The 25,675-nt window shown below is 69.4% G+C and carries 31 protein-coding genes; 20 read left to right on the top strand and 11 right to left on the bottom strand.

Features of this window, described 5'->3' with window-relative positions; translation table 11 throughout:
- Window positions 1–13: 13 nt before the first annotated feature.
- Window positions 14–1,066 (bottom strand): transposase, encoded by a 1,053-nt coding sequence (locus U5798_RS00520; RefSeq protein ID WP_322080840.1) that lies wholly within the window; start codon window positions 1,064–1,066, stop codon window positions 14–16.
- Between the two features lie 89 nt (window positions 1,067–1,155).
- Here U5798_RS00520 and U5798_RS00525 point away from each other — a divergent pair, with 89 nt between their 5' ends.
- Together U5798_RS00525 and U5798_RS00530 are read left to right on the top strand one after the other, a co-directional pair.
- Window positions 1,156–2,244 carry a glycosyltransferase family 9 protein gene (locus U5798_RS00525; RefSeq protein ID WP_322080841.1) on the top strand — a complete coding sequence of 363 codons (1,089 nt, stop codon included), beginning with the start codon at window positions 1,156–1,158 and terminating at the stop codon, window positions 2,242–2,244.
- A complete protein-coding gene (locus tag U5798_RS00530) occupies window positions 2,234–3,184 on the top strand; it encodes a glycosyltransferase family 4 protein (protein WP_322080842.1) in 951 nt (316 codons plus the stop codon). Before U5798_RS00525 ends, U5798_RS00530 begins: the two co-directional genes overlap by 11 nt.
- Window positions 3,185–3,194: 10 nt before the next feature.
- On the opposite strand, the gene U5798_RS00535 is transcribed toward U5798_RS00530, so the two are convergent.
- Complete coding sequence (locus U5798_RS00535) at window positions 3,195–4,232, bottom strand: sigma-54 interaction domain-containing protein (protein ID WP_124452443.1); 1,038 nt, start codon at window positions 4,230–4,232, stop codon at window positions 3,195–3,197.
- Window positions 4,233–4,565: 333 nt separating this feature from the next.
- On the opposite strand from U5798_RS00535, the gene U5798_RS00540 reads away from it, so the two are divergent.
- Window positions 4,566–5,933 (top strand): sigma-54 dependent transcriptional regulator, encoded by a 1,368-nt coding sequence (locus U5798_RS00540; RefSeq protein WP_322080843.1) that lies wholly within the window; start codon window positions 4,566–4,568, stop codon window positions 5,931–5,933.
- Window positions 5,934–5,962: 29 nt separating this feature from the next.
- On the opposite strand, the gene U5798_RS00545 is transcribed toward U5798_RS00540, so the two are convergent.
- A complete protein-coding gene (locus U5798_RS00545; protein WP_322080844.1) occupies window positions 5,963–6,874 on the bottom strand; it encodes a glycosyltransferase family 2 protein in 912 nt (303 codons plus the stop codon).
- Window positions 6,853–7,563, bottom strand: coding sequence for a PIG-L deacetylase family protein (locus U5798_RS00550; protein WP_322080845.1), 711 nt, complete (start codon window positions 7,561–7,563; stop codon window positions 6,853–6,855). The genes U5798_RS00545 and U5798_RS00550 overlap by 22 nt, the downstream gene beginning before the upstream one ends.
- Before the next feature lie 119 nt (window positions 7,564–7,682).
- Here U5798_RS00550 and U5798_RS00555 point away from each other — a divergent pair, with 119 nt between their 5' ends.
- Window positions 7,683–9,992 (top strand): ATP-binding protein, encoded by a 2,310-nt coding sequence (locus tag U5798_RS00555; RefSeq protein WP_322080846.1) that lies wholly within the window; start codon window positions 7,683–7,685, stop codon window positions 9,990–9,992.
- A gap of 19 nt (window positions 9,993–10,011) precedes the next feature.
- On the opposite strand, the gene U5798_RS00560 is transcribed toward U5798_RS00555, so the two are convergent.
- Window positions 10,012–11,058, bottom strand: a complete 1,047-nt coding sequence (locus tag U5798_RS00560) for a UDP-glucuronic acid decarboxylase family protein (protein ID WP_124452453.1) — start codon at window positions 11,056–11,058, stop codon at window positions 10,012–10,014.
- On the bottom strand, window positions 11,058–12,377 hold the full coding sequence (locus U5798_RS00565; RefSeq protein WP_322080847.1) for a glycosyltransferase family 1 protein: 1,320 nt from the start codon (window positions 12,375–12,377) through the stop codon (window positions 11,058–11,060). Before U5798_RS00565 ends, U5798_RS00560 begins: the two co-directional genes overlap by 1 nt.
- 261 nt (window positions 12,378–12,638) lie before the next feature.
- Here U5798_RS00565 and U5798_RS00570 point away from each other — a divergent pair, with 261 nt between their 5' ends.
- From U5798_RS00570 to U5798_RS00600, 7 genes are all read left to right on the top strand, one after another.
- The gene (locus U5798_RS00570; RefSeq protein ID WP_124452457.1) at window positions 12,639–13,031 is read left to right on the top strand and encodes a BON domain-containing protein; all 393 of its coding nucleotides are present in this window, start codon (window positions 12,639–12,641) and stop codon (window positions 13,029–13,031) included.
- Window positions 13,032–13,058: 27 nt separating this feature from the next.
- Window positions 13,059–14,087, top strand: coding sequence for an SDR family oxidoreductase (locus U5798_RS00575; RefSeq protein WP_124452459.1), 1,029 nt, complete (start codon window positions 13,059–13,061; stop codon window positions 14,085–14,087).
- 27 nt (window positions 14,088–14,114) lie between these two features.
- Window positions 14,115–14,414 carry a DUF2795 domain-containing protein gene (locus U5798_RS00580; RefSeq protein WP_124452461.1) on the top strand — a complete coding sequence of 100 codons (300 nt, stop codon included), beginning with the start codon at window positions 14,115–14,117 and terminating at the stop codon, window positions 14,412–14,414.
- Between the two features lie 54 nt (window positions 14,415–14,468).
- Window positions 14,469–15,035 (top strand): hypothetical protein, encoded by a 567-nt coding sequence (locus U5798_RS00585; RefSeq protein ID WP_124452463.1) that lies wholly within the window; start codon window positions 14,469–14,471, stop codon window positions 15,033–15,035.
- A gap of 126 nt (window positions 15,036–15,161) precedes the next feature.
- Window positions 15,162–16,019 carry an SDR family oxidoreductase gene (locus U5798_RS00590; RefSeq protein WP_124452465.1) on the top strand — a complete coding sequence of 286 codons (858 nt, stop codon included), beginning with the start codon at window positions 15,162–15,164 and terminating at the stop codon, window positions 16,017–16,019.
- A gap of 54 nt (window positions 16,020–16,073) precedes the next feature.
- Window positions 16,074–16,679 carry a DUF4142 domain-containing protein gene (locus tag U5798_RS00595; RefSeq protein ID WP_124452467.1) on the top strand — a complete coding sequence of 202 codons (606 nt, stop codon included), beginning with the start codon at window positions 16,074–16,076 and terminating at the stop codon, window positions 16,677–16,679.
- A gap of 59 nt (window positions 16,680–16,738) precedes the next feature.
- Window positions 16,739–17,347 (top strand): DUF892 family protein, encoded by a 609-nt coding sequence (locus U5798_RS00600; protein ID WP_124452469.1) that lies wholly within the window; start codon window positions 16,739–16,741, stop codon window positions 17,345–17,347.
- A 108-nt stretch (window positions 17,348–17,455) separates the two neighbouring features.
- Here the strand turns inward: U5798_RS00600 and U5798_RS00605 are convergent, their stop codons facing one another.
- Entirely contained in the window at window positions 17,456–18,748 is a 1,293-nt protein-coding gene (locus U5798_RS00605) for an NRAMP family divalent metal transporter (protein ID WP_124452471.1), read from the bottom strand.
- The gene (locus tag U5798_RS00610) at window positions 18,745–19,407 is read right to left on the bottom strand and encodes a UdgX family uracil-DNA binding protein (protein WP_322080848.1); all 663 of its coding nucleotides are present in this window, start codon (window positions 19,405–19,407) and stop codon (window positions 18,745–18,747) included. Before U5798_RS00610 ends, U5798_RS00605 begins: the two co-directional genes overlap by 4 nt.
- Window positions 19,408–19,640: 233 nt before the next feature.
- On the opposite strand from U5798_RS00610, the gene U5798_RS00615 reads away from it, so the two are divergent.
- Window positions 19,641–20,129, top strand: coding sequence for a response regulator (locus U5798_RS00615; RefSeq protein ID WP_124452475.1), 489 nt, complete (start codon window positions 19,641–19,643; stop codon window positions 20,127–20,129).
- A 97-nt stretch (window positions 20,130–20,226) separates the two neighbouring features.
- Here the strand turns inward: U5798_RS00615 and U5798_RS00620 are convergent, their stop codons facing one another.
- The 3 genes from U5798_RS00620 to U5798_RS00630 form a co-directional block, all read right to left on the bottom strand.
- A complete protein-coding gene (locus U5798_RS00620) occupies window positions 20,227–20,709 on the bottom strand; it encodes a PRC-barrel domain-containing protein (protein ID WP_021161233.1) in 483 nt (160 codons plus the stop codon).
- Between the two features lie 89 nt (window positions 20,710–20,798).
- Entirely contained in the window at window positions 20,799–21,230 is a 432-nt protein-coding gene (locus U5798_RS00625) for a CBS domain-containing protein (RefSeq protein ID WP_124452477.1), read from the bottom strand.
- Between the two features lie 81 nt (window positions 21,231–21,311).
- Window positions 21,312–21,566: a hypothetical protein gene (locus U5798_RS00630; protein WP_124452479.1), complete on the bottom strand. Its 255-nt coding sequence runs from the start codon at window positions 21,564–21,566 to the stop codon at window positions 21,312–21,314.
- Between the two features lie 160 nt (window positions 21,567–21,726).
- Here U5798_RS00630 and U5798_RS00635 point away from each other — a divergent pair, with 160 nt between their 5' ends.
- From U5798_RS00635 to U5798_RS00670, 8 genes are all read left to right on the top strand, one after another.
- Window positions 21,727–22,032, top strand: coding sequence for a hypothetical protein (locus U5798_RS00635; RefSeq protein ID WP_124452481.1), 306 nt, complete (start codon window positions 21,727–21,729; stop codon window positions 22,030–22,032).
- Between the two features lie 183 nt (window positions 22,033–22,215).
- Window positions 22,216–22,479 (top strand): hypothetical protein, encoded by a 264-nt coding sequence (locus U5798_RS00640; RefSeq protein ID WP_124452483.1) that lies wholly within the window; start codon window positions 22,216–22,218, stop codon window positions 22,477–22,479.
- On the top strand, window positions 22,476–22,787 hold the full coding sequence (locus U5798_RS00645) for a hypothetical protein (RefSeq protein ID WP_322080849.1): 312 nt from the start codon (window positions 22,476–22,478) through the stop codon (window positions 22,785–22,787). The genes U5798_RS00640 and U5798_RS00645 overlap by 4 nt, the downstream gene beginning before the upstream one ends.
- A 25-nt stretch (window positions 22,788–22,812) precedes the next feature.
- The gene (locus U5798_RS00650) at window positions 22,813–23,127 is read left to right on the top strand and encodes a hypothetical protein (RefSeq protein WP_124452487.1); all 315 of its coding nucleotides are present in this window, start codon (window positions 22,813–22,815) and stop codon (window positions 23,125–23,127) included.
- A 231-nt stretch (window positions 23,128–23,358) separates the two neighbouring features.
- Window positions 23,359–24,792 (top strand): RNA polymerase factor sigma-54, encoded by a 1,434-nt coding sequence (gene rpoN, locus U5798_RS00655; RefSeq protein ID WP_124452489.1) that lies wholly within the window; start codon window positions 23,359–23,361, stop codon window positions 24,790–24,792.
- A 74-nt stretch (window positions 24,793–24,866) separates the two neighbouring features.
- Window positions 24,867–25,055 (top strand): DUF3008 family protein, encoded by a 189-nt coding sequence (locus U5798_RS00660; protein ID WP_124452772.1) that lies wholly within the window; start codon window positions 24,867–24,869, stop codon window positions 25,053–25,055.
- A gap of 46 nt (window positions 25,056–25,101) precedes the next feature.
- Entirely contained in the window at window positions 25,102–25,263 is a 162-nt protein-coding gene (locus U5798_RS00665) for a DUF1328 family protein (protein ID WP_006767422.1), read from the top strand.
- Window positions 25,260–25,646, top strand: a complete 387-nt coding sequence (locus tag U5798_RS00670) for a DUF3022 domain-containing protein (protein WP_124452491.1) — start codon at window positions 25,260–25,262, stop codon at window positions 25,644–25,646. Before U5798_RS00665 ends, U5798_RS00670 begins: the two co-directional genes overlap by 4 nt.
- The last annotated feature ends 29 nt before the right edge of the window (window positions 25,647–25,675 follow it).

Consider the following 25,675-nt stretch of genomic DNA (forward strand, 5'->3'; position numbering starts at 1 on the left):
CGTCCTCCTGTCCCTAAAGGGAGAGGATTCCCACATCTGGCGATGCACGTCCGCATCGGAGAATGTTCAACGCAGCGTTGGTATCTCGATCATGCTCGACACCACAGTCACTGCAGGCCCACTCTCTTATTCTCAGTCCTGCGATACCTTTCGGCCGCGTCGTGCTGTCTTTCGACCCGCACGACGAACAGGACTGGGTCGAACCGCTTTCGTCCACTTCCTCGAAACTGGCTCCGTGCGCGATCGCCTTGTAGCGAAGCTTGTTTCGGAAGGACGACCAGGATGCGTCGTAGACGCTCTTCGCCATCCTGGTTCTGGCAAGTTTGACGGCCGACACGTTGCCGACCGCGATGTGATCGAAGCGCCGCACCAGATCGAGCGCGAGCTTGTGCTGGAAATCGGCGCGGGCATTGGCCACCTTGGCGTGCAACTTCGCGATATGCCGCTTGTGCTTTCGCGCCCGTTGCGCTTTCGCCAGCTTTTCCGCCGCTCGTCGACCGAACCGGTCATTCGGCAGTTTTTCTCCGGTCGAAAGTGTGGCGAAGTCTTTCAAGCCGAGATCAATCCCGACGCCGGAACGAATCGGGCGGGCCTGCACATCGGGCATCTCGATCACGATGTTGAGAAACCAGTTGCCGCGTGCATCCTGCGCAAAGCTGGTTCCATCCTTGATCTTGCCTTCGGGAAGCGGTCGGCTGTTGAACACGCGGAAGGTGTTGCCGGCGAAACGGAACGCGTCGCCCTCGCGCTTCAGGTCACGGCCCTTCAACGGCACCCAGCCGAGCGACTTCCTGCCGCGATAACGCAGGTACGGGCGACGGTGCTGACTGCGCGACTTCGCGTATTGCTCGCACGTCGCGTTGACCGTGCCGGAGTGAATACCGAGTTCCTTGCTGCTGCCGGTCGTCAGCACGTTCAGATCGAATCCCGTCGGCCACTTCTTGCTCCACTTGAGCGCGTGCTTCTGCGTGTCGTTGCAAAAGTTCCAGACGTAGTTCACCACACGGCTCTGCTTGTTGAGCAGTCCGTTGAGCGACTTCACCCGGTAGCGGTAGACAAGGATCATGCAGGCGATCCTAACCCGTGGAAGAAGCTGCCTGTCAACAGCACGCCTTTCCTCTCCGTCCTGAAGGACGGGGTTTCTCGGAGCAACTGATGAAGCTCGATCCCAGCGTTGATTCCGACGGCCCGCGCGGCCCGAAGCGGATCGCGGTGTTCCGCGCGCTGCAGCTCGGCGACATGCTGTGCGCCGTGCCCGCGTTGCGCGCGCTGCGGCGCGGCGAACCCGATGCGCGCATCACGCTGATCGGCCTGCCGTGGGCGCGCGAATTCGCGTCGCGCTTCTCGGACTACATCGACAGCTTCATTGCGTTTCCGGGTGCGCCGGGTCTCGCCGAGCAGCCCGCACCGGACGCGGCCGCGCGCGAAGCGTTCATCGCCGAATGCCGGTCGCGCGACTTCGACCTCGCAATCCAGCTGCACGGCAGCGGCGCGCACACGAATGCGATCGTCGCGTCGCTCGGCGCGACCCGCACGGCCGGTTTCGTGCCGGCCGGCGGCGGCACGACCGCGCTCGACTGCGCGCTGGTCTGGCGCGACGACGAACCGGAAGTGACGCGCTACCTGACGCTGACGCGCGAGCTCGGCTATGTGGACTGGGGCGACTACCTCGAATTCCCGCTGGGCGGCCTCGACTATGCGCTGTGGCACGTGCTCTGCGACGAACACGCGCTTGATCCGGGCCGCTACGTGATCGTCCATCCCGGCGCGCGGATGGCGTCGCGGCGCTGGCCGGTCGAGCGCTTCGCGCTCGCGGCGCGGCAACTGGCCGACGACGGCTGGCAGATCGTGCTGACCGGCACACGCGCGGAACTGGCGCTGGCCGGCGCATTCGCCGAGCATCTCGCGCGGCCGTGCGTGAACCTGTGCGGCCGCACGCCGCTCGGTGCGCTCGCGGCGTTGATCGGCCGTGCGCGGCTGCTGATGTGCAACGACACGGGCGTGTCGCATATCGCGGCGGCGCTCGGCACGCCGAGCGTCGTCGTCGCGTGCGGCAGCGACGTGGCGCGCTGGGCGCCGCTCGACGGCACTCGCCATCGCGTGCTCGCGAACTACCCGGCCTGCCGGCCGTGCATGTTCGATACGTGCCCGTACGGGCACGAATGCGCGACGGCGATCGGCGTCGGCGACGTGATGGACCAGGCGGGCGCACTGCTCGCGGAGGAGAGACGTCATGTCACGTAAGCGGTTGCGCGTGCTGACCTGGCACGTGCATGGCAACTACCTGTATTACCTGTCGCAGGCGCCGCACGATTTCTACATCGTCACGAAGCCGCAGCATCCGCCGGGTTACGCGGGCCGCGTCGGGCACCTGCCGTGGGGCGACAACGTGCATGAGGTACCGGCGGAGTGCGTACGCGACACGACGTTCGACTGCGTGCTGTACCAGCATGTGAAGCATTACCAGCACGACCGCCTGCGGCTGCTGAGCGAAGCGCAGCGCGCACTGCCGACGCTGTTCGTCGAGCACGATCCGCCGCGCGAGCATCCGACCGACACGCTGCACCCGGTGCAGGACCCGAACGTGTTGCTCGTGCACGTGACGCCGTTCAACGCGCTGATGTGGGACAACGGCGTGACGCCGACGCGCGTGATCGAGCATGGCGTGCCGATGCCCGAGGGCGTTGAATATCGCGGTACGCTGCCGAAGGGCGTGACCGTCGTGAACCATCTCGCGAAGCGCGGCCGGCGCCTCGGCGCGGACGTGTTCGAGGCGGCGCGCCACTGCGTGCCGATCGACCTCGTCGGGATGGGCTCGGCCGAGCTCGGCGGGATCGGCGAGGTGCCGAACCCGGCGCTGCCGCAGTTCCTGTCGCACTACCGGTTCTTCTTCAATCCGATCCGCTACACGAGCCTCGGGCTCGCGGTGATCGAGGCGATGATGATCGGGCTGCCGATCATCGCACTCGCCACGACCGAGATGGCGCAGCTCGTGAGAAGCGGTTGCAACGGCATGGCCGATACGCGGCCGGCCGTGCTGGTCGATGCGATGCGCATGCTGATCCGCGATCCGGAGCTGGCGCGCGAGTGGGGCGCGGCGGCCCGGCGCGACGCATGCGAGCGATTCGGCATCGAACGATTCGCGCGCGACTGGGACGCGGCACTGCACGACGTGACGGCATAGCGCGTCGCGCTCATGGCGCCGGCGCGGACGACGCGTCGGGCGGGTTGCCGCCGTTCGCCGCGTTCGCATTCTGCGGCGCGGTGGCGCTGGCCGCATTGCGCTCGTGCGCGGGCAGCAGCGCGAGACGGTTGTACAGCGTCTTCAGGCTGATGCCGAGCGCCTTCGCGGTACGCGGCTTGTCGCCCTTGAAATGCCGCAGCGACGCGACGATGAAGCGCTGCTGCGTATGCGCGAGCGTCGTGCCGATATGCAGCGTCATCGCGTTGTGACGGACTTCCTCGCGCGGTGGCGGGCGGCGCGGCAACTGCAGTTCGATCTGCTCGTCGGCGAGGATGAAGGCGCGTTCCAGTGCGTTGCGCAACTCGCGCACGTTGCCGGGCCACGAATACGCGCGCAGCGCCTTCATCGCCTGCGTCGACAGCCGCTTTCTCGTGCGGTGCCGCGCATTCAGCCGCTCGACGATCTGCAGCGCGATGTCGCCGACGTCGTCCTCGCGCTGCCTGAGCGCGGGCACGTGCAGCGCGACCGGTGCGATCCGGTAGAACAGGTCTTCGCGCAAGCGGCCGCTGCGCAGCGCCTCGACGGGATCGTGGTGGGTGGCCGCGACGATCCGCACGTCGAGCGGAATCGGCTCGTGGCCGCCGACGCGAACGATCGTGTTCGTCTCGAGCGTACGCAGCAGCTTGACCTGCAGTTCGCCGGGCATCTCGGCGATCTCGTCGAGAAACAGCGTGCCGCCGCGCGCGGCTTCGAACATGCCCACATGCTGGGCAACGGCGCCCGTGAAGCTGCCTTTCTCGTGACCGAACAATTGCGATTCCGCGATATCGTGCGGGATCGCGCCGCAGTTGACGGGCACGAACGGCCCGCGTCGGCGCGGGCTCATGTCGTGGATGAGCCGCGCGACGATATCCTTGCCGGCACCGCTTTCTCCGACGATCAAAACGCTGATGCGCGTGGCCGCCACGCGCGATATTTTCAGCAGCAGATCCTGGATCGTGCGCGAGCGACCGAACAGACGTGCGCCGTCGTCGACTGATTTCGACATGATGTGATCCCGAATGGGGAAGATTTGACCGAATGTGTCGAGGCGGATGAAAAAATGACGTGGCACACGCCGTTTTTCACGTCTCCAGCATACATTTCGTACCGATTCCAAGGCATTGAATCTGGCAATGCGGGTAGCGTCGACAGATAGATTTATTCGATGAGCGAAGCTTGCGCGACACCGTTCTTCTATACTGCTAAGCACTCGTATGTCATTGCAGGAAGTCTCGTCTGCTCATTCGCGTGCAGCGTCGCGCGTGTCGTCGTATGTGCCGGTGGCGCATGCCGCGGTGTCGGCCGACGCATGGGCCGGGCCGCATTACAAGGAGCCTCGATGCCTTATGTCCTGATCGTCGAAGACGATGCCGATACGCGCACCATGCTGGCCACGCTCGCGCGCACGCAGCAACTCGCGTGCGATACGGCGGCCACGCTCGAAGAAGCGCGCACGCTGGTCTCGACGCATACCCCCGATCTCGTGCTGTGCGATCTCGTGCTGCCGGACGGCAATGGAATGGACCTGTTCGACGCGCTGCCCAAACGCGGGCATTGCGAAATGGTGCTGACCACCGGTCACGCGAGCCTGGAAACCGCGATCGATGCGTTGCGGCGCGGCGCGACCGACTACCTCGTGAAGCCGATCAACATGCAGCGGCTGAACAGCATTTTCGCGCGCGTGCCGCGCACGACCGCGCTGCACGAGGAAATCGCGGAGCTGCGCTCGGAACTGCAGCGCCTCGGCCGCTTCGGCCGCATGCTCGGCAGTTCGCCCGCGATGCAGGCCGTCTACGACGCGATCGGCCGCGTGGCGCGCACCGAGGCATCGGTGCTGCTCACGGGCGAATCGGGCACCGGCAAGGAGCTCGCCGCGCAGACGGTACACGACCTGAGCCTGCGCCGCCGCGGCCCGTTCCTCGCGGTGAACTGCGGCGCGATTGCCGCGAACCTCGTCGAAAGCGAGATGTTCGGCCACGACCGCGGCAGCTTTACCGGTGCCGAGCGCCAGCACAAGGGGTTCTTCGAGCGCGCGGACGGCGGCACGCTGTTTCTCGACGAGATCACCGAGATGCCGCTCGAATCGCAGGTCAAGCTGCTGCGCGTGCTGGAAACGGGGCGCGTCACGCGGCTCGGCTCGACGCGCGAGATCGATGTCGACGTGCGCATCGTCGCCGCGACGAACCGCGACCCGGAAGCCGCGATGGCGGACGGCAAGCTGCGGCCCGACCTGTTCCACCGGATCAACGTGTTTCCGATTCCGCTGCCGTCGCTGCGCGAGCGCGGCGACGACATCCCGATGCTCGCGGAGGCATTCCTGCAACGCTACAACGAGGAAAGCGGGCGCAGCCTGCGCTTCGCGCCGGCCGCGCGCGAAGCGCTGAAGACCTACGAATGGCCCGGCAACGTGCGCGAGTTGCGCAACTTCGTGCAGCGCGCGAGCATCTTTACCGATGGCGACGTGATCGAGACGCTGCCGCCGCCGATCATGGACGAGTTGTCCAGCATGGTCGATTCGCACGAGGATCGCGTGACGGTGCCGTTCGGCACGCCGCTCGAGGAAGTCGACCGCAAGCTGATCCTCGGCACGATCGCCCAGTGCGGCGGCGTGAAGGCACAAGCGGCCGAGGTGCTCGACGTCAGCCTGAAGACGATCTACAACCGGCTCGCGCAACTCGAAGACGAAGCGGAAAAGCCGGATTCCTGATGCCGCGGCGATCGTGCACACACTTCCGTTTACGCATCACGGCGCGTTTTCCGGTCGAGACGGCGGCGCATGCGCTCGACATGCGGCGGGATCGCCCGCCGCTCGCGCAGGATCCACGGCAGGCCGGCGAACGTACTGGCGACTGCATGTTCGCGGCGCAGCAGCGGCAATTGCCGCACGGTGTGCCGCCATGCCGCGGCGGCCGGCCACCTGAGCCATGCGGTCCACACCGCGTTGCGCGCGGCGACGCGTGCACGCGCTGGCCGGTCGCGCCGCGTCGACGGGTAGTGATGCACGGTCAGGCGCGGCTCGTACACGAGCCAGTAGCCGGCACGATACAGGTCGAGCGCGAGCAGCGCTTCCTCGCCGCCGAGGAAATAGCGCGGGTGGTAGCCGCCTGCAGCGACGAAGGCGTCGCGCCGGAACGCGGTCGCGCCGGCCAGCAGCCCGAGAATCGGTCGGCCGGGCAACTCGACGGATGCATCGAGCGGGCTGTCGGCCATCGATCGGCTGGTCGGATCCTCGCGTTGCTCGGGGCCGACCAGCACGCGCGCGGTGACGGCCGCCACGTGCGGATACGCATCGAGCAGGTTGGCAGCTTCGGCGAGCGCGCCGGGCGCCCACCACGTGTCGTCGTCGCAGAACGCCACGTGGCGCGTACGCGCGACGGCCGCGCCGAGATTGCGGCCGGCCGCGCCGAGATTGGCCGGCGCATGCACCAGCACGACGTGCGGGAAGCGGTCGCGGATCAGCGCGACCGTCTCGCCGTCCGACCCGTTGTCGACGACGACGATCGCCGGCCGGTCGGGCAGCGCGGTGAGCCGCGCCAGCGTGCGCGCGAGTTCCGCCGCGCGCCGGCAGGTCAGCACGATGGCGGTGACGCGCGGCTCCCCCGGTGGCAGCACGGTGCGCGCGGGCGTTACGCGAATGTGATGTCGCATTCGAGCCGCCAGTACGTTTCAGGTTCATGGAGGTCGGCGCGCATATGAGGTTCGAACAAGGCAACCTGGCTCGCGTATTCGGCGACGGCGGCGGCTTTCGCGGCACCGCCGCTCGTGCCGTTGCCGGCCGGCGCGTCGACCGGGTGCGCGATCCAGCCGCGTTCGCGCCAGTCGCTCACGCGTTCGGCCATCAGCCCGTCGATGCGGCGATACGGTACGTCTTCGTAGAAGCGCCAGACGCGCGCGGCGCCTGCCGGCATGTCCGCGTTGTGCCACAGCAGCGACAGCACGGCCTGCTGCACCTGCCGGTGATCGCGATGGAACAGGCCGGCCGGTGCGAGCACGCCGCAGCCAGGGTGCGCGTCGATCGCGTCGGCCACGCGCGCGGCGATGGCGGCCGAGGCGGCCGGCACACCGTACTGGTCGTCGAGAAAGTCGAGCCAGACGGGATGCGCGCCGAGCTGCGCGAGCGCGCGGCCATCCTCTTCGCGACGTGCACGCACGGCTTCGTCGGCGCTGCCGAAGCCGGCGCGGCGATCCCACGGCGGCGCGGGCGTGCCGCGCGGCGGAATGCCCGCGAAGACGGTGACGACGACGGAGCCCGGCGCTTGCGCGAGCAGTTGTCCGCAACTGAAGACGGCGTCGTCGAGATGCGGCGAGACGACGAGCCAGCGTGCCGGAGCGGTCATGGCGTGAATCTCCTCATGATGGGCGGCTGCGCCGCCGGTTCCGACCGGCCAGCATGCGCCGTGCCCGTCGGCGGTGTACGGGCCCGCAGCGGTCGGCCCGCCTCGCAGGAGCGCGTCCGATGATCGATCTGGGCCGGCCGCAGGCCGGAAATTACGCTACCGCGGTGATGCTGGTTGCGATCGCGACCGTGCTGCAGGCGCTGGCGATCCGTTTCGGCGGCGTGAACCTGCCGTTCGTCCTGTACTACCCGCTGCTCGCGGGCGCTGCATGGGCGACGTCGTTCCTGTTCGGCGTCGCGTCGACCGTCGTCAGCGGGATGCTCGTGTGGACGCTGTTCCTGTCCGACTCGGCCGCCTATCCGGCGCCGCTGCCGGAGCGGCTCGTGCAGCTCGGCACCTTCATGCTGGTCGGTGCGCTGGTTTGCGCGATCGCGTCGACGCTGCGGAACACGCGGATCACGAACGATCGCGCGCACCGGCGCGAGGCGGCCGCACGCCGGCAGCTCGACGCCGTGCTGCGTGCGCTGCCCCACGGCGTGATCGCGACCGATGCGAAAGGGCGGCTGACCTATATCAATGCGGCGGCGGCCGAACTCGCCGGCTGCCGGCCGGACGACGCGACGGGGCGGCCCGTGCGCGACGTGCTGCGGATCGTCGACCGTGAGGGCCGCCGCGTGCAGACGACGCCGCTCGATCGCGCGCTCGGCGGTGCGGACGCGGTGTCCGACCAGCACTGGCTGCAGCCGGCCGGCGGCGGCGATCCGGTTCCGATCGTCGAGGTGGCGTCGTCGCTCTGCGACGCGGACGGCAACCTCGACGGCGCGGTGCTGCTGTTGCGCGATGCCGGCGCGGACCGTGCCCGCGTCGATGCGTCGCGGTTGCAGCATGCGGTCGTCGACGCATCGCCGGATGCGATCGTCGGGATCGATGGCACGGGGCACATCGTCAGCTGGAATCCGGCCGCGCGGCGAATCTTCGGGTACGACGAGGCCGACGCGCGCGGCCGCAAGTTCGACACGCTGGTCGCAATGCGCTGGTTGCGGCGCAATCCGCTCGCCGCGTCGCTCGATGCGATGCGCGAGCCGGTCGGGCCGCTCGAACTGCTGTGCGTGCGGCGCGACGGCCGGCGTTTTCGTGCGACGGTGTCGGCAGGCCCGGTGCAGGGCGACGCGCGCGACTGCGTCGCGATGTCGCTGACCCTGCGCGAGACCGGCGCACAGCGCCGTCGCGACCAGCGCGCGAAGCGCTCGCTGCAAGGCGCACGCGATGCGCGCGACCAGGCCGATACGTCGAACCGGCTGAAGGACGAGCTGCTCGCGACGGTATCGCACGAGCTGCGCACGCCGCTGAACGTGATCTACGGCTGGATCGAGGTGCTGCGCAATTCCGGCGACCACGCGCTGCAGAACCAGGCAGTCGACGCGATCGACCGCAGCGCGCGTTCGCTGACGCGGATGGTCGGCGACATCCTCGATGCGTCGTCGCTCGCGACCGGCAAGCTGCGCCTCGACGCGACGCCGGTCGACGTCGTGCGGCTGTTTTCCGATTCGGTCGGCGCGTTCCAGACGGCCGCTGCGTCCGCCGGCATCGTGCTCGAATTCGATTGCGATACCGCGTCCTGCATCGTGTCGGGCGATGCCGAGCGGCTGCGGCAGATGCTGTCGAACCTCATCTCGAACGCACTCAAATTCACGCCGGGCGGCGGCCACGTCACGGTCGGACTCGCGCGCGACGATGTGCATGCGGTACTGACCGTGGCAGATACGGGGCAGGGCGTCGCAGCGGAGTTCCTGCCGTACGTATTCGACATGTTCCGCCGCGCGGACGATTCGCCGGCGTCGTCGCGGCGCGGGCTCGGTCTCGGCCTGTCGATCGTGCGGCATATCGCCGAGCTGCATGGCGGCCGCGTGACCGTCGTGAGCGCGGGGCGCAATCGCGGCACGACGTTTACCGTGATGCTGCCGGCCGGCTGGCACCCGGCCGGCGCGATGGCGTGGGGGCTCGCGCAGGCGTCCGATCAGCGCGAGTCGCTCGCGCTCGATACGCAGCGGATCCTGATCGTCGACGACGATGCAACCACGCGCGCGAGCCTCACGGCCGCGCTGACCACGTTCGGCGCGGCCGTCGCGATCGCGTCGTCGGGCCGTGAAGCGCTCGCGGTGGCCGCCGACATGCGGCCGACCGTCGTGCTGTCCGATCTCGCGATGCCCGACGGCGACGGCTTCTGGCTGCTCGATGCGCTGCGGCGCGGGACGATGAACGGCGACAGCGGGCCGCCCGACGTGCGCGTGCTCGCCGTCACCGCGCACGCCGGCCTCGCCGACGAACGGCGCGCGCTGGAGGCCGGGTTCGACGGCTATCTGTGCAAGCCGGTCGACGTGCGCGAACTGGCGCACAAGATCGCGCACGTGACGAAGCGCGACGGCTGACGCGCGGGCGGCGGTGGCGTTACGTCGCCGGTGCCGGCCGGTTCTGCGTATGAACCTGCGCGAGCAGGTGCGACGCGATCCGCGTGCTGCGCACGAGGTCGCCGGGCGCATGGTGCGTGACCTGGCGCTGGATGAAATACCGCGCGGTGTGCGCGAGGCCGTTCGCGAACGCCGTCGTCGCCTGCCAGCCGAGCCGCCGGCGCGCGGCGTCGAGATTCGGTCGCCGCTGGCGCGGATCGTCCGACGGCAGCGGCCGGAATTCGATCGGCACCGTCGCGCCGACGATGCGCACGACCTCGCGCGCGACGTCGATCATCGCGATCTCGACCTCGCTGCCGAGATTGACCGGCTCGCTCGCCTCCCCCGGCTCGGCCATCAGGCGCGTCAGCGCCTCGACCATGTCGTCCACGTAGCAGAACGAGCGCGTCTGCCGGCCGTCTCCGTATACGGTCAGCGGCTCGTCCGCGAGCGCCTGCGTGACGAAGTTCGACACGACGCGCCCGTCGGCCGGGTGCATGCGCGGGCCGTAGGTATTGAAGATCCGCGCGATCCGCACGTCGACGCCGTACTGGCGGTGATAGTCCATGAACAGCGTTTCCGCGCAGCGCTTGCCTTCGTCGTAGCACGCGCGAAGGCCGGTCGGATTCACGCGGCCGCAATACTGCTCGTCCTGCGGGTGGACGTCGGGGTCGCCGTACACCTCGCTCGTCGACGCCTGCAGGATGCGCGCCTTCACGCGCTTCGCAAGGCCGAGCAGGTTGATCGCGCCATGCACGCTGGTTTTCGTCGTCTGCACGGGGTCGCGCTGGTAGTGGACCGGCGACGCGGGGCACGCGAGGTTGTAGATCTCGTCGACTTCGACGTAGAGCGGAAACGTCACGTCGTGCCGCATCAGCTCGAAGTTCGGTGCGTCGAGCAGGTGCGCGATGTTGTCGCGGGCGCCCGTGTAGAAGTTGTCGACGCACAGCACGTCGTCGCCGGCCGTCACGAGGCGTTCGCACAGATGCGAACCGAGAAAGCCGGCGCCGCCGGTGACGAGCACGCGTTTGCGATCGTAGCCCTTCATTAAGCATTCTCCTTGCGATGGGCAAGTACGCCCTGGGTGGGGGCGACGGGCGTGCGCCGGCCGGCGGCGGCCGACGTGCCGGCGCGCGGCGCGCGCGCGACGTCGCGGTAGATGTCGACGAGCCGGTCGGCCACGCCCTGCCACGTATAGAACCGGTGCGCGCGCAGGTAGCCGGCGCGCCCGAGGGCCGCGCACAGGTCCGGTTGCGCGCGCAACTGCACGAGGCGCGCGGCCAGTGCGGCCGGGTCGCGCGGCGGCACCAGGTAGCCGGTCGCGCCGTCCTCGACCGTCGTGCGGATGCCGCCCACGTCGCTGCCGACCACCGGCGTCGCACAGGCCATCGCCTCGACCGGCGTGATCCCGAACGGCTCGTACCACGGCGTCGTCACGAACACGTCGGCCGCGCTGTAGTACAGGTGCAGCGCATCGCGGTCGCGCCGGCCGACGAAGGTCACGCGGTTGGCGATCCCCAGTTCGTGCGCGAACGCGGCGAGCCGTGCGAGTTCCGGATCGCGCGCGGGGTCGGGCGTGGTCTGGCTGCCGCCGACGATGTAGAGGTGCGTCGGCCGCCGTGGATCGCGCGGCATGCGCGCCAGCGCATCGATCACCGTGTCGACACCCTTGCGCGGCACGAGGCGGCCGAGCTGCAGCACGACGAACGCGTCCTGCCGCCAGCCGAGCCGCAGGCGCGCATCGAGGCGCGGCACCGGGCGGAGTTCGCGCACGTCGAAGCCGCACGGCACGATCTCGATGCGCGCGGCGTCGGCGCGATAGTGCGTCGTCAGGTCGAGCGCATCCTGCGGGCATTCCGCGATCAGCCGGTCCGAACGGCGCGCGAGCGTGTCCTCGATCGCGAAGCGCGCGTCCGGGAATCCGTCGGCCGCGCCCTGATGCAGGCGCCGCACGCGGCCGAGCGCGTGGAATGTCGTGACGAGCGGGATGCCGAGTTGCCGCTTCACGCGCAGCGCGGCGTCGCCCGACATGAAGAAGTTCGCATGCATCACGTCGACGGGGTCGGGCTCGCGCCGCATGCGCGCGATCATGGCGTCCGCGAACGCCACCATGTACGGCAGCAGCCGCTCCTTCGGCACGTCGGTCGGCGGCCCGGCCGGCACGTGGATCACACGCATGCGCGAGCCGATCGGCACGACTTCCGGCAGGTGCGGGTTGTCGCAGCGCGTATAGACGTCGACGTCGAGCCCGCGCTCCGCGAGCTGCTTCGCGACGTTCGCGACATAGATGTTCTGGCCGCCGGCATCGACGCCGCCGATCACCCCCAGCGGCGACGCATGTTCACTGATCAACGCGATTCTTTGCATGGCATGGCTCCCGGTATCAGGGGTGCTTCGATGCACCCCCGTTAGCCGGCTTTCGGCAATCGGCATGCCCGGTGCGTTGCGGGGAAATCGGCCGGTCGGTACGCCGAAAAAATTACAAAGCGTTGGATGATAGGGCGTCCGATCGGTGTGCCGTACGGGCGGGTGTGCCGTACGGGCGCGCGGCGCGGCCGGCGCGGCACGCGGCTTGCGCACCACGGGTCACCTGCCGGCACTGCCCGGCCAGACCACAAGGAGGTCACGATGAAGGTCATCCCGCTGCAAGCAGGCTCCCCGAGAATCCGTCGTCAGCGCGCGATGCGCGCCGGCATGGCAGTCGCGATTGCCGCAGCCGCGGCCTGCGCGGTGATCGCGCCGAACGCGGTCGCGGCAGGCGACGACAGCACCGCGTCGTCGTCGCATTCGACTACCGGCGCGAAGATTCGCGACGCGACGATCACGACCAAGGCGAAGGCCGAACTCGTCGGCGCGAACGGCCTGTCGTCCGGCGACATTCACGTGAAGACGCGTCGCGGCACCGTGACGCTGACCGGCAGCGTGCCGGACGAGCAGCAGCGCACGCAGGCCGTGAGCGTCGTGAAGCAGGTCGACGGCGTGCAGGACGTGCGCGACCAGCTGACCATCCGGGCCAAGTAATCGCGGCGTCGCCAAAGGAGTCCAGTGATGAACTGCATGCTCAAACCGGTCGGCGAGCAGACGATCGTGATCACCGGCGCGACGAGCGGCATCGGCCTCGTCACCGCGCGCAAGGCGGCACGGCGCGGCGCGAAGCTCGTGCTGTTCGCGCGCAACGCGGACGCGCTGAACACGCTGTGCGAGGAAATCCGCCAGCACGGCGGCCTGGCGGTGCCGGTCGCCGGCGACGTCGGCAATGTCGAGGATCTGCAGCGCGCGGCCGCGGCGGCGGCCGACACGTACGGCGGCTTCGATACGTGGGTCAACAACGCGGGCGTGTCGATCTTCGGCACGGCGGCCTCGGTGCCGCTCGAGGACCAGCGCCGTCTGTTCGACACCAACTACTGGGGCGTCGTGCACGGCTCGCTCGTCGCGGCCGATCATTTCAGGCGCAAGAGCGATTTCCACGGCGGCGCGATCATCAACATGGGCAGCGAGGCGTCCGACGCGCCGGTGCCGCTGCAAAGCGCGTATGTCGCGTCGAAGCACGCGGTGAAGGGCTTCACGGATTCGCTGCGGCTGGAGATGGAAGCGGATCACCTGCCGGTCTCGGTCACGCTGATCAAGCCGGCCGCGATCGACACGATGTTCGTGATGCACGCGAAGAACTACATGAACGTCGAGGCGAAGCTGCCGCCGCCGATCTACGACCCCGATCTCGTCGCCGACGCGATCCTGTTCGCGGCCGCGCACGCCCGTCGCACGCTGTTCGTCGGCGGCGCCGCCAAATTCACGTCGGCGAGCGCGTACCACGCGCCGCGCCTGTTCGATCGCGTCGCGGCCACGCTGTTCTCGCGCGGCCAGCGCACGGTGCGGCCCGCGCGGCCGCGCGACGACAACGCACTGTACGACTCGCGCCATGCGCTGCACGAGCGCGAGGGGATGGACGGCCCCGTGCTGCGCAGCTGTGCCTACAACACGGTGGTGCAGCGGCCGAAGGTTGCCGGTGCGGTCGCGCTGGGCGCGGCGGCGCTCCTGTTCGCCGCCTTCGCACGCGCGCGCCGCCCGTCCGCGTGATTTCATTCAATTTCCAAGGAGGCTTTCATGACATCCCGACAACATACGGGCCACGAGTACAGCCACGCACGCGCGCACGAAGGCGAGCGCGTGCAGCAGGACCACGACAAGGGCGGCCACCAGACCGGGCACGGCAAGGCGCCGAGCCCGGTCGACGTGCAGAAGGCGCTGAAGGGCATGGACTATCCGGCGAGCAAGTCGGAGGTCGTCCAGTGCGCGGAGCGCGCGCATGCGGATCCCAATGTACTCGACATGCTGCGCCGGATTCCCGATCGCGAGTACGGTACGCCGGCATCGGTATCGAAGGAGCTCGGACGGCTGATGTAAGGGCCGTCCCGTCGCGCCCTGTGCGGCGCACCACCGGTCACGCGGAGGACCAGCATGGCGATGATCGTCGCAGGCCGCTTCACGACGTTCGACGAGGCGGAAGGTGCGGCGCGCCACCTTTACGAGCGCGCGTTCGGCACGGACGACGTGTCGATCTTCTTCCTGAATCCGGGCGGCCAGCACGCGCGCTTTCCGATCGGCGGGGACGTGTATGCCGATACGGCGGCGAAGCCGGGCGGCCGCGGCGCGATGGCGGGGGCGGTCCGCGGGCTGCTGATCGGCGTCGTCGTCGGGTTGATCGTCTACGCGGTGGGCGTGCGCTACTGGTTCGTGCCCGCCGCGGGTGCGCTGGCCGGCGCGTATCTCGGCGCCTTCGGCGGCGCGCTCGGCCGGATGCGCGGCGAGGCGGCCGAGGGCAAGGGCGCGCTCGCGCAGAGCGACACGGGCGTGATCCTCGCCGCGCGCGTGACGCCCGACACCGCGACCGCCGCGGAAGACGTGCTGCACGCGAACGGCGCGCAGTCGATCGAGCGCGTCGAGGGCGACTGGCGTGACGGCGAATGGCGCGACTTCGACCCGGTGCGCCGTCCGGACCAGGCCACGTCGGGCGGTTCGCGCTGACGATGCACTTTATTGCATGCGCTTGCAACGTCGACCGTGCAAACACGGCCGCGCCTTGCAAGCCGGCGTCTCGGGCGCGGCATGCGGCTTGCGCGGCATGACCGGCACCCGTTCAAGGAGGAACCCATGACCAGCGCACAAACGCCGCCGCCCCAGAAACAGACGCACCAGCCGGGCACCGAGGGCGACATGGTCCCGAAGCCGCGCGACGACGCAGCCGATTACACGGGCAGCGGCAAGCTGGCCGGCAAGGTCGCGCTCGTGACGGGCGGCGACAGCGGGATCGGTCGCGCGGTGGCGATCGGTTTCGCGAAGGAAGGCGCGGACGTCGCGATCGTCTATCTGAAGGAGTCCGACGATGCCGCGCACACGAAGAAGCTGATCGAACAGGCCGGCCGGCGCTGCGAGGCGATCGCGTGCGACGTCGGCGATCGCCGTCAGGCGCGCGACGCGGTGGCGCGCACGGTCGAGCGGCTCGGCCGGCTCGACGTGCTCGTGAACAATGCGGGCGAGCAGCATCCGCAGCCGGGCATCGAGGACGTGACCGAGGAACAGCTCGAACGCACGTTCCGCACGAACGTGTACGGGATGTTCTTCTGCACGCAGGCCGCGCTGCCGCACATGAAACAGGGCGGACGCATCGTCAACACGGCGTCGGTGACGGCCTACCACGGCAGCCCGAAACTGCCCGACTACTCGGCGACCAAGGGCGCGATCGTCGCGTTTACGCGCTCGCTGGCGATCGAGCTGGCCGAACGCGACATTCGCGTGAACGCGGTCGCGCCGGGGCCGATCTGGACGCCGCTGATCCCGTCTACATTCACGGCCGAGCAGGTCGCGAAGTTCGGCTCGAACGTGCCGCTCGGGCGGCCGGGGCAGCCGGACGAGCTGATCGACTGTTACGTGCTGCTCGCGTCGGACGGCGCGAGCTACATGACGGGGCAGACGCTGCACCCGAACGGCGGCTCGATCGTCGGCGGCTGACGAGCGTCGACCGCCGCCGGCGGCCGCTTCCACGCAAGTGCAAGGAGGACACAGATGAAACATCCCAACTGGACGATCGCGGTGCTCGCCGCAGGCGCGCTCGCCGTGTCTGCGCTCGCCGGCGCGCAGATGCCGAGCGAGCCGCCCGCATCGAATTCGCATGTGCCGGGCGGCGTGATCAATCCGTCGTCGGGCGCGGGCGACGCACGCATCGCGAAGGCGCCGCAAGGCGGCGACGCGGAATTCGTCGACAAGGCCGCGATCGCCGGCAAGGCCGAACTGCAGGCAAGCCAGCTCGCGCTGAAGCAGGCGCGGTCGCCGGACGTGCGCGCATTCGCGCAGCGGATGGTGAGCGATCACGGCAAGGCGAACGCGCGGCTCACCGAGATTGCCGCCCGCAAGGGTATGAAGCCGCAGGTCGAACAGATCGCGGACCCCGACGTCGAGGCGCTGCGCGGCAAGAGCGGTCGCGACTTCGACGCCGCGTACGTGGCGGCGGTCGGCCCCGACGCGCACCGCAAGGCCGTCGCGCTGTTCGAAGGCGAGGCGCGCGACGGCCAGGATCCGCAGCTGCGCGAGTTCGCGAGCGCCACGCTGCCGACGCTCCGGCATCACCTGAGCATGGCGCAGGCGCTCGAACGCAAGGTGGGCGCGCAGTAACGCGCGCCCGTCCAACCCCCGGGCCGCGCGCGCGGCCCGTTTTTTTCGGAGAGTCAGTCATGGCCCATCGGCAACCGAAACACGAAGGCATCCGCGAATTGCTCTGCCAGGCATACGAAACCGAGCTTGGCGGCGCGAAGATCTACGAGGCCGCGCTGCAGTGCGCGACCGACGAGGATCTGCACAAGGAATGGGAGAAGTATCACCGCGAGACGCTGCATCACCAGGAGGTGCTGCGCAAGGTGTTCGAGACGTTCGGCATGGACCCCGATGCGCAGTCGCCCGGGCGCAGCGCGGTCGCGGCCACCGGCAAGTCGCTCGTCCACGTGATCGAGCAGGCGCAGAAGCAGGCCGACCCGGCCGTCGCGCAGGTCGTCGCGGCGGAGTGCGTGGTGCTCGCCGAGACCAAGGACCACCTGAACTGGGAATTGATCGGCTACGCGGCCGACCAGCTGTCGGGCGACGCGGCGAAGACGCTGAAGGATGCGCACGACGAGGTCGAGGCCGACGAGGATCACCACCTGTATCACACGCGCGGCTGGGCGCGCGAGCTGTGGATCGGGTCGATGGGCTTCAAGGCCGTGCTGCCGCCGCCGGAAGAGGTGAAGAAGGTCGAATCGGCGGCCGAGGCAGCGCGCGCCGAACGCTCGCGCGGCAAGATGATGTGACGGCCGCGGGCCGGCAGCCGGGCGGTGCCGCATGGGCGTCCGCCCGGCTGTTCGCGTTGCGCTTCGCGCTGCGCCGAACCGGTTGCCGGCACAACCGTTCCGTTCCGCTCAGGTCAGCAGGTCGACGATCATCGCGACCACCGATGCGCCCATCAGCGCGACCGCGAGCCAGCCGAACAGTTTCGCTGCCGGTCCGCTGCCGGGCTGCCCGGCCGCTTCGCGCCGCCGCGCCAGCAGCATCACGAGCACGAGCATCGGCACCGCCGCGACGCCGTTGAGCACGGCGCTCCAGTACAACGCCTTGATCGGATCGATCGGGCTGATGCAGATCGCGATGCCGACGATCACGCACAGCGCCAGCACCGCGTAGAACGCGGGCGCGCGCCGCACGGGTTCGTTCAGCCCTTCGCGGAACCGCCAGGCTTCCGCGCAACCGTACGCGGCGCTGCCGGCGAACGCCGGAATCGCGAGCAGCCCGCAGCCCACGATGCCGAACGCGAACACGACGAACGCGGCTTCGCCGGCGATCGGCCGCAACGCTTCGGCAGCCTGCGCGGTGCTGCCGATATCGTGCTTGCCGTGTGCGAAGAACACGGCCGCGCCGATCACCATGATGCAGAACGACACCGCGTTGGTGACGATCATGCCGGTCCACGTGTCGAACGTGACGCGCCGTTCGGTCGCGGCGCGCGTGCCGGCCGCCCCTTCGCGCTGCTCGGACGCGGTTTCCTCGACTTCGAGCGCGGCCTGCCAGACGAACAGGTAAGGGCTCAGCGTCGTGCCGAGCACGGCGACGGCGGTGGTTGCGTACGCATGCGTGAACGCGATCTGCGGCAGCACGAGCGCATGCAGCACGCCGCGCCAGTCGACCTGCACGAAGCCGAGTTCGAGCACGTACGCGAGCAGGCCGAGCGTCATCCACTTCAGCCAGCGCGCGTAGCGCTCGTACGACAGCGTCACCTGCAGCGCGAGCGATGCGATGCCGTAAAGCGGCGCATACCAGTAGCTGCGGCCGCCGGCGACGAGCGTCGTTGCATCGCCCATTGCCGCGAGATCGGCGCCGACGTTCGCGATATTGACGATCGCGACCATCACGATCAGCACCTTGGCGAGACGGTCGGAGAAATGCTCGCGAATGGCGGCGACGAGCCCTTCGCGGTTGCGGCGCCCGATGAAGGCCGACGCGAGCTGCACGGCGACCATCATCGGCAGCGTGACGACGATCATCCACAGCATGTTGAAGCCGAACTGGCTGCCGGCCTGCGCGTAGACGGCCACGTTGCTCGGGTCGGCATCGGATGCTCCCGCGAGCAGGCCGGGGCCGAGCCGCCGGTACCACGGTTGCACGGCGGGCGGCGCGGCGTCGGCCGCCGGCGGCACGCCTTCGTCCGGCGCGCTCATCCGGCGTCGCCGCGGGCGTGACGGCCGCTCTCGCGGTGCCGGTCGCGCGCGAGGTCCGACGCGGTGCGCAGCGCGTCGACGAGCGCCCGGTACGCGTGCTCGCGCGAATCGGCGCCGCGCGTGCGCAGCACGTACGACGGGTGGTAGGCCGCGACGACGAGCCGGCCATCGCCGGTGCGCACCGGCGCGCGCGTGCGCTCGAGCGTCGCGTCGTTGTCCTGCAGCACGGCGCGCAGCGCGGTGGCGCCGAGCGCGACGACCACGCGCGGATGCACCGCATCGAGTTCGCGCTCGAGCCAGTAGCGGCACGCGGCCACTTCGCGCTGCGCGGGCGTCTTGTGCAGGCGCCGCTTGCCGCGCGGCTCCCATTTGAAGTGCTTGACCGCGTTCGTCACGTACACGTGCGTGCGTTCGATGCCGGCCTCGTCGAGCGCGCGATCGAGCAGGCGGCCGGCCGCGCCGACGAACGGCAAGCCGGCGCGGTCTTCCTGGTCGCCCGGCTGTTCGCCCACCAGCATGATCGATGCGTCGAGGGGCCCCATACCGGGCACCGGCTGCGTTGCGTGTTCCCACAGCGTGCAGCGGCGGCACGCGTCGAGCGTGGGCGGCGCGTCGTCGGCGGCGGGCGGGGCCGGATGTGCCGGCGGCTTGCGGGTCATGCGACGCCCCGTGCACGGACCGCAGCCGGGGCGCGCCGCCGGCGCGCGGAACGGTCCGGCGCGCGGGCTGCCGCACGCGCGGAGGAACGCAAACCGGACAGATGAAGCCGCATCGCGCGCATGAAGAACTCCCGTATCGACGATGCGAGAGACGCAGCAACCGGCATGCCGCATGCAGTCGCGACGGGTGCGCGGCTTGCGTGGCCATCCGGTCCAACGACGGGAGAACCGCGATGCAATTCGACCCCGGCGACGATCCGACCGCCGACGATGTGCTGCTGTGGCGCGCGCCCGGCACCGTGCCGCGCCGCCCGCGTCGCGTCCTGGTCGTCGACGACTATCGCGACGCAGCCGACGCACTGCGCCTGCTGCTCGAGGCGCGCGGCTTCGAATGCCGCGTCGCCGACGATCCGTTCGCCGTGTGCGACGTCGCGCGCGACTGGCAGCCGTTCGCGGTCGTGCTCGACATCGCGATGCCGGGCCTCGACGGGCTGCAACTCGCGATGCGGCTGCGCGGCGATCCGCGAACGGCCGACATGCTGCTCGTCGCGTGCAGCGGGTTCGCGTCGCGGCGCGACTGCGAACAGGCGAAGGCAGCGGGCTTCGACGCGCACTGCGCGAAACCGCTGACGCCGCACCGGCTGCTGGGCTATCTGGAATCGGCGAGCGGCGGCGCAGGGCAGGTCGACGGTGCCGTTACACGGCCTTGTAAAAACGCGTGACGTGCGTGACGCGTCGACGCACAAGAAAAACGCCCCGCGCGGGCGGGGCGTGTGGAACGCGGATGCACCGGCGAGCCGGCGCCGCATCGGCGTGCGGTCAGTGACGATCGCGCGCGCGCGGATCGTTCAGTTCCTCGGTCGGGTCGGTCAGCCCGAGTTCGTCGCCGGCGCTCCAGTACGGCGCGCTGCCGTAGAACTCGTGCAGCGGCTCGGCCCATTGCGGATCGGCCATCGCCGGCCAGTGATCCTTGTCGAATCCCGGTGCGTTGCGGATCCGCTCGGACGATACCGACAGCAGGAAGCACTTGCGTTCGGTGTCGAGCGTGAGCGCGCTCCACGGAATCGCGTGCAGCTTGTCGCCGATGCCGAGGATGCCGCCGCTCGACAGCACCGCATAGGCGATCCGGCCCGAGCGCACGTCGAGCATGATGTCCTTGATCTTGCCGACATCGTCGCCGTCGGTCGTATAGACCTTGTCGCCTTCCAGCGTATCGGCCGCCATCACGTCGGGGCCGGGGCCGGCCGCGGTCGCGGCGCCCTTGCCGATGATGCGGGTCTGACCTTGATCGGAAGTCTGCATGGTTTCCTCCAGGCTGCATGGGGCGCGACCGTGCCCGGGGTGGGCCCTGCGGGTCGCGCGGGTGGTCGGGACGGGCGAGGATCGCGCCGTCACGTCTGCTTCGGTTGCGACACGCCTTCGAGCGTGTTCGCGACGTCGTCGCGGTCGGGGCTGGCCGTGCGCGTCGCGATGTCCGCGAGCGACAGCATGCCGACCAGACGCTTGTCGTGATCGACGACCGGCAGCCGGCGCAGTTGCGCGTCGGCCATGTAGTGCTGGATCTCGTCCAGCGAATCGTCGTCGAAGCACCATTCGATCGGGCCCGACGCGACTTCGTGGATCCGCGTCTCCGGCGGCTTGCCGGCCGAGATCGCGCGCACCGCGAGATCGCGGTCCGTCACCATCCCGATCAGCCGGTTGTTGTCGCACACGGGCAGCGCGCCGATGTCGTAACGCTCCATCAGTTGCGCGGCGTGCCGGATCGAGTCGGTCGGCGCGATGCGCACGACGTCCTGCGACATGATTTCGTTGACGCGATGCATGAAGTCCTCCTTGCGGGTGGGTAGGGCGATTCGTCAGCGGGGTTCAGCAAGCCGCGTGCCGTCCGCCATGCGCGCGGCCGCTCACGCGTCGCCGCGCTCGCGCTTGTCCTGCCACGGCCCGTCGTCGTGCGTGCCGGGCGGCGTATCCGGCTCGATGCGCGTAACGCCGCCGGTCGCCGGCGGGTCGCTCGCCGGAAACGTGTCCTCGAGCTGCCGGTCGATATGGCGTTCCGAATGGCGCGTGCGCGTGCGGTCCTGTTGCTTCAGCGGCGGCGACGTGTCGCTGTGCCGCTCGTGCGCCGGCTTGTCGTGGCCGGGCCGGGTCGAATCCTTCATCGCGAGGCTCCGTGTCGGTGACGATGGGCCACAAGTGCCGCAACGGTCGTGCCCGGCTCGCGCACGCGGCACACGACTTGCCGTATCGACGATAACGACGATGACGACCACGCGCGGCACCGACCGGTGCCAGCCATGCGCACTACAAGCCGGAGGCACGATGACGATTCCGAAACGACGACCAGGGGTGCGCTACGAAGTCAACGTATGCGGCGGCGGATTCGATTCGGTGAAGAGCCATTTCACCGAATGGAAGCATGAACCGCTGATCTACCGGCCCGAGCGCCGGATGTTCGAAGGCAAGGCCGACGTGCGGCCGCTCGGCGACGAGACGTTCGGTTCGACCGAGCCCGCGCGCTTTGCGCTGCAGCGCGCTTGCGAGCCGTCGGACCCGTATGCGCTCGCGGCCTGCGTGAGGGACGACGGCCGCGAGCTGTGGCTCGTGATGGCCGCGTATGACGCGTAGCGGCGCGCTTGCAAGATTTGCAGCGAACGGTGTAGCGAAGGCACGGCGTATCGCGCGAGGCCGCGCGGATGCGCAGCGCTGCCCGTATGCGGGCGACGCGCCGGGACGGCATGCGCATTGCGGGACTGCTGTATCCGGATGCGACCGTGGCACACGCTATCGATCCGAACCCGCCATCATGGAATGCCGATGAAACACGATCCCGCACAGCGGCTGCAGCGGCCGGAGCCGCCGATTCCCGACTACGAGCCCGACCCCGAGCCACCCGATCCCGACGACGTGCCGCCCGACCTGCCGGAGCCGTACCGCCACCCTGCAGGCGACCCGCCCGGGACGGCACCGCCGGAACGCGAACCGCCGTCGCGCGAGCCGCCCGTGCATGCGCCGCCCATGCATGCGCCGCCGGCGAGCATGGCGTGGCGAACCCGAACGGAGGCGCGGCGATGAGCGTCCGTGTGAAACCCGGCCTGCTGCGCGATATCGCCGAGACGCTCGGCCGCCATTTCGAGGCGCGCGCGATGCCGTTCCATGTCGAGGAACAGCCGGCCGGCGCGTTGCATATCGGTTTTAGGGTCGACGGCCATCCGGCGTCGCTCACCGTGACGTTCGAGGCGGATGCATTCGCCGCGCTCGAGCAGGCCGCCATCGAACGGCAGCGCGGCACGCTCACGCGCGTCGCGGCCGAATTCGACGTGATGATGGCGCGCCGTGCGCCGACCGCCTACGCGGGCGATTTCCATTTCAATCGGCTCTGAGCCGTCGATCCGAGGGAGGATTTCGATGAACACGATCCAGACGATACGCGCGGGCGCCTGTGCGTTCGCTGCCGCGTGCGCGCTGGGCGCCTGCACGCAACCGACGAACGGCAATTACGGCGCGCGTGCGGCGCCGCCTGCCCCGCCGGACGGCCGTGGCGCGCAGTCGACCACGACGATGCCGGATGCGAATACGCGCTACGACGCGCGTCCGTCGCCGGGCAACACGATGCCGCAAGGCGCGGCCGGCGGCGAACCGGCCGACGTCCCGCCGCCGGGCCCGAACGGCGTACAGGGCGACCCGCCTCTGCCGGGCACGCCGCCGCCGATGCAGTACTGAACCGGCCGGCAGCGCGTGACGCACGGCATGCCGCGCCGCCGCGCGCTTCCCGACGAGCGAAATACGTGCCCCAAACTTGCCGCCGGCTTGTAAAAAAGCGGCCCCGGCCCATCGCGAAACGGGGGGCAAATCCGCGAGAGCCGCCGTGCGACGCGCGTCGCCGGACTGGCACGAAAGCTGCGTGAATCCTGTCAACGACTTACCGCGAACCGTACCGTCAGGAGGCTTTCGATGTCCGTCTCGCTTGCGCTGCAGATGCGACAGCATCTGGCACTTACGCCGAGGCTTCAGCAGTCGCTGCGGCTGCTGCAGTTGTCCTCGCTCGAATTTCAACAGGAATTGCGGCAGGCGCTCGACATGAATCCGTTTCTCGAAGACGGCCAGGGCGACGAGGAACCTGCTCCCGGCACGCCGGAGCAGCCGGCCGAAACGGCCGCGCCCGAAGCGACGCCCGAACCCGACGAAGTCCGCCCGCCGGACGGCGAGGTGCCGTTTACGGCCGCACCCGCGCCGCGCGGCACGAATCGCCAGGGCGACGATGCAGACGGCCTGTCGCCGGGCGAATGGATCGCCGCGGAGCCGTCGCTGCATCAGCAGCTGCACGATGCGCTCAGGCTGTATCCGTTGAACAGGCGCGACCGCGAAGCCGCGCGCATCGTGATCGATGCGCTCGACGACGACGGCTACCTGCGCCAGGAACTGCCCGAGCTGCTGATCGCGGCCGATCCGGCGCTGCTGCTGTCGGAACAGGATCTCGCGATCGCGCTGCGGCTCGTGCAGATGCTCGACCGGCCGGGCATTGCCGCGCGTTCGCTGTCCGAATGCCTGACGTTGCAGCTCGATGCGATTCCGGCCGGCACGCCGGCGCTGGCGGAAGCGAAAGCGATCGCGCGCGAGCATCTCGAACGGCTCGCGCGCCGCGAGACGGCCGAGATCCAGCGGCGCCTCGGCTGCAACCCGCAGACGCTGCATGCGGCCTGCGCGCTGGTGCGCGGGCTCGACCCGCGGCCCGGCAATCACTACGGCAGCACGCGCGGCGACTATGTGGTGCCCGACGTGATCGTGCGCCAGGTACGCGACGAATGGATCGTGACGATCAACCCGGCCGTGCTGCCGCGCGCGCGCCTGCACGAGCGCTACGCGACGCTGTTCGCGCAGTCGAGCGGCGAGCGCGATTCGCCGCTCGGCCAGCAACTGCAGGAGGCGCGCTGGTTGATCCGCAACGTGCAGAAGCGCTTCGACACGATCCAGCGCGTGGGCGAATGCATCGTCGCGCGGCAACGCGACTTCTTCCGCTACGGCGAGATCGCGATGAAGCCGCTGGTGCTGCGCGACATCGCGGAAGAACTCGACCTGCACGAATCGACGGTGTCGCGTGCGACCGGCAACAAGTACATGGCCACGCCGCACGGCACGTTCGAGTTCAAGCATTTCTTCCCGCGCAAGCTCGAGGCGGCCGGCAAGGGCGTGTGTTCGGCATCGGCCGCGAAGGTGCTGATCCGCGACATGATCGCGGCCGAGCGGCATACCGAACCGCTGTCCGACGTCGCGCTCGCGGAGAACCTCGCGGGGCGCGGCATTCTTCTTGCGCGTCGCACGGTGACGAAGTATCGCCAGGCGATGAAGATTCCGCCGGCCGACCTGCGGCGCCGCGATGCCGCGTGACGGCTTGCCTGGCGAATCAACCGCGCGCGACGCCGCCCGTCGTATCGGCCCGCGCATTCAACAGGAGCGCAACCATGCCAGCAAAATCCCAGGCCCAGCAACGTGCCGCAGGCGCCGCGCTGTCGGCCAAGCGCGGCGACACGAAAATGAAGGACCTCAAGCCGCCGGCGAAGTCGATGGCCAAATCGATGAGCGAGAAAGAGCTCGAGAAAATGGCTTCCACGCCCGCGCGCGGCAAACCGAAACACAAGCACGATGCGTGACCGACGACGACGTTTGGTGACGACCGCTGTCATCCAGGAGGGTTCCATGCTTCGATACGCCATCATCTTCTTCATCATCGCGATCATTGCGGCCGTGTTCGGCTTCGGCGGCATCGCGGCCGGCGCGGCCGAGATCGCGAAGATCCTGTTCTACATCTTCGTCGTGATCTTCCTGGTCACGCTGCTGCTGGGCGTCGTGCGACGATGAGCGACGCGCCCGACCGGTCGCAGCGCGTGGCCGAACTCGAACATGCGCTCGCGATCGGCTTTCCTTCGCAGTCGACCGTCGTCGTGCACTCGGACGACGCCTCCGGCCGGCTGACGATCCAGGTGTCGTGGGTGCGTGTGCCGGCCGAGGCCACGGCGCGCGACTGGCGCTGCACCGTCGACCTGCGGTTCGATCCGGACGTGATCACGCGCTACGCATCGCTCGACGCGGCCGACCGGCTGCGCGTGCGCACGCAGCTGTGTGACCGCGCGCGGCGCGCAGTGGACGAGCACAAGCCGCGCGTCGAGGATGCCGCGATCGAATGCAACGTGGCGCTCGACGTGACGCGCGCCGAATTCGACGCGGCGCTGCGCGCGCCCTGACGCCGCAGCCGGCCCCGCGGGCGCTGTCG

The sequence above is a fragment of the Burkholderia sp. BCC1972 genome (assembly GCF_905339605.1).
GTDB lineage: Bacteria > Pseudomonadota > Gammaproteobacteria > Burkholderiales > Burkholderiaceae > Burkholderia.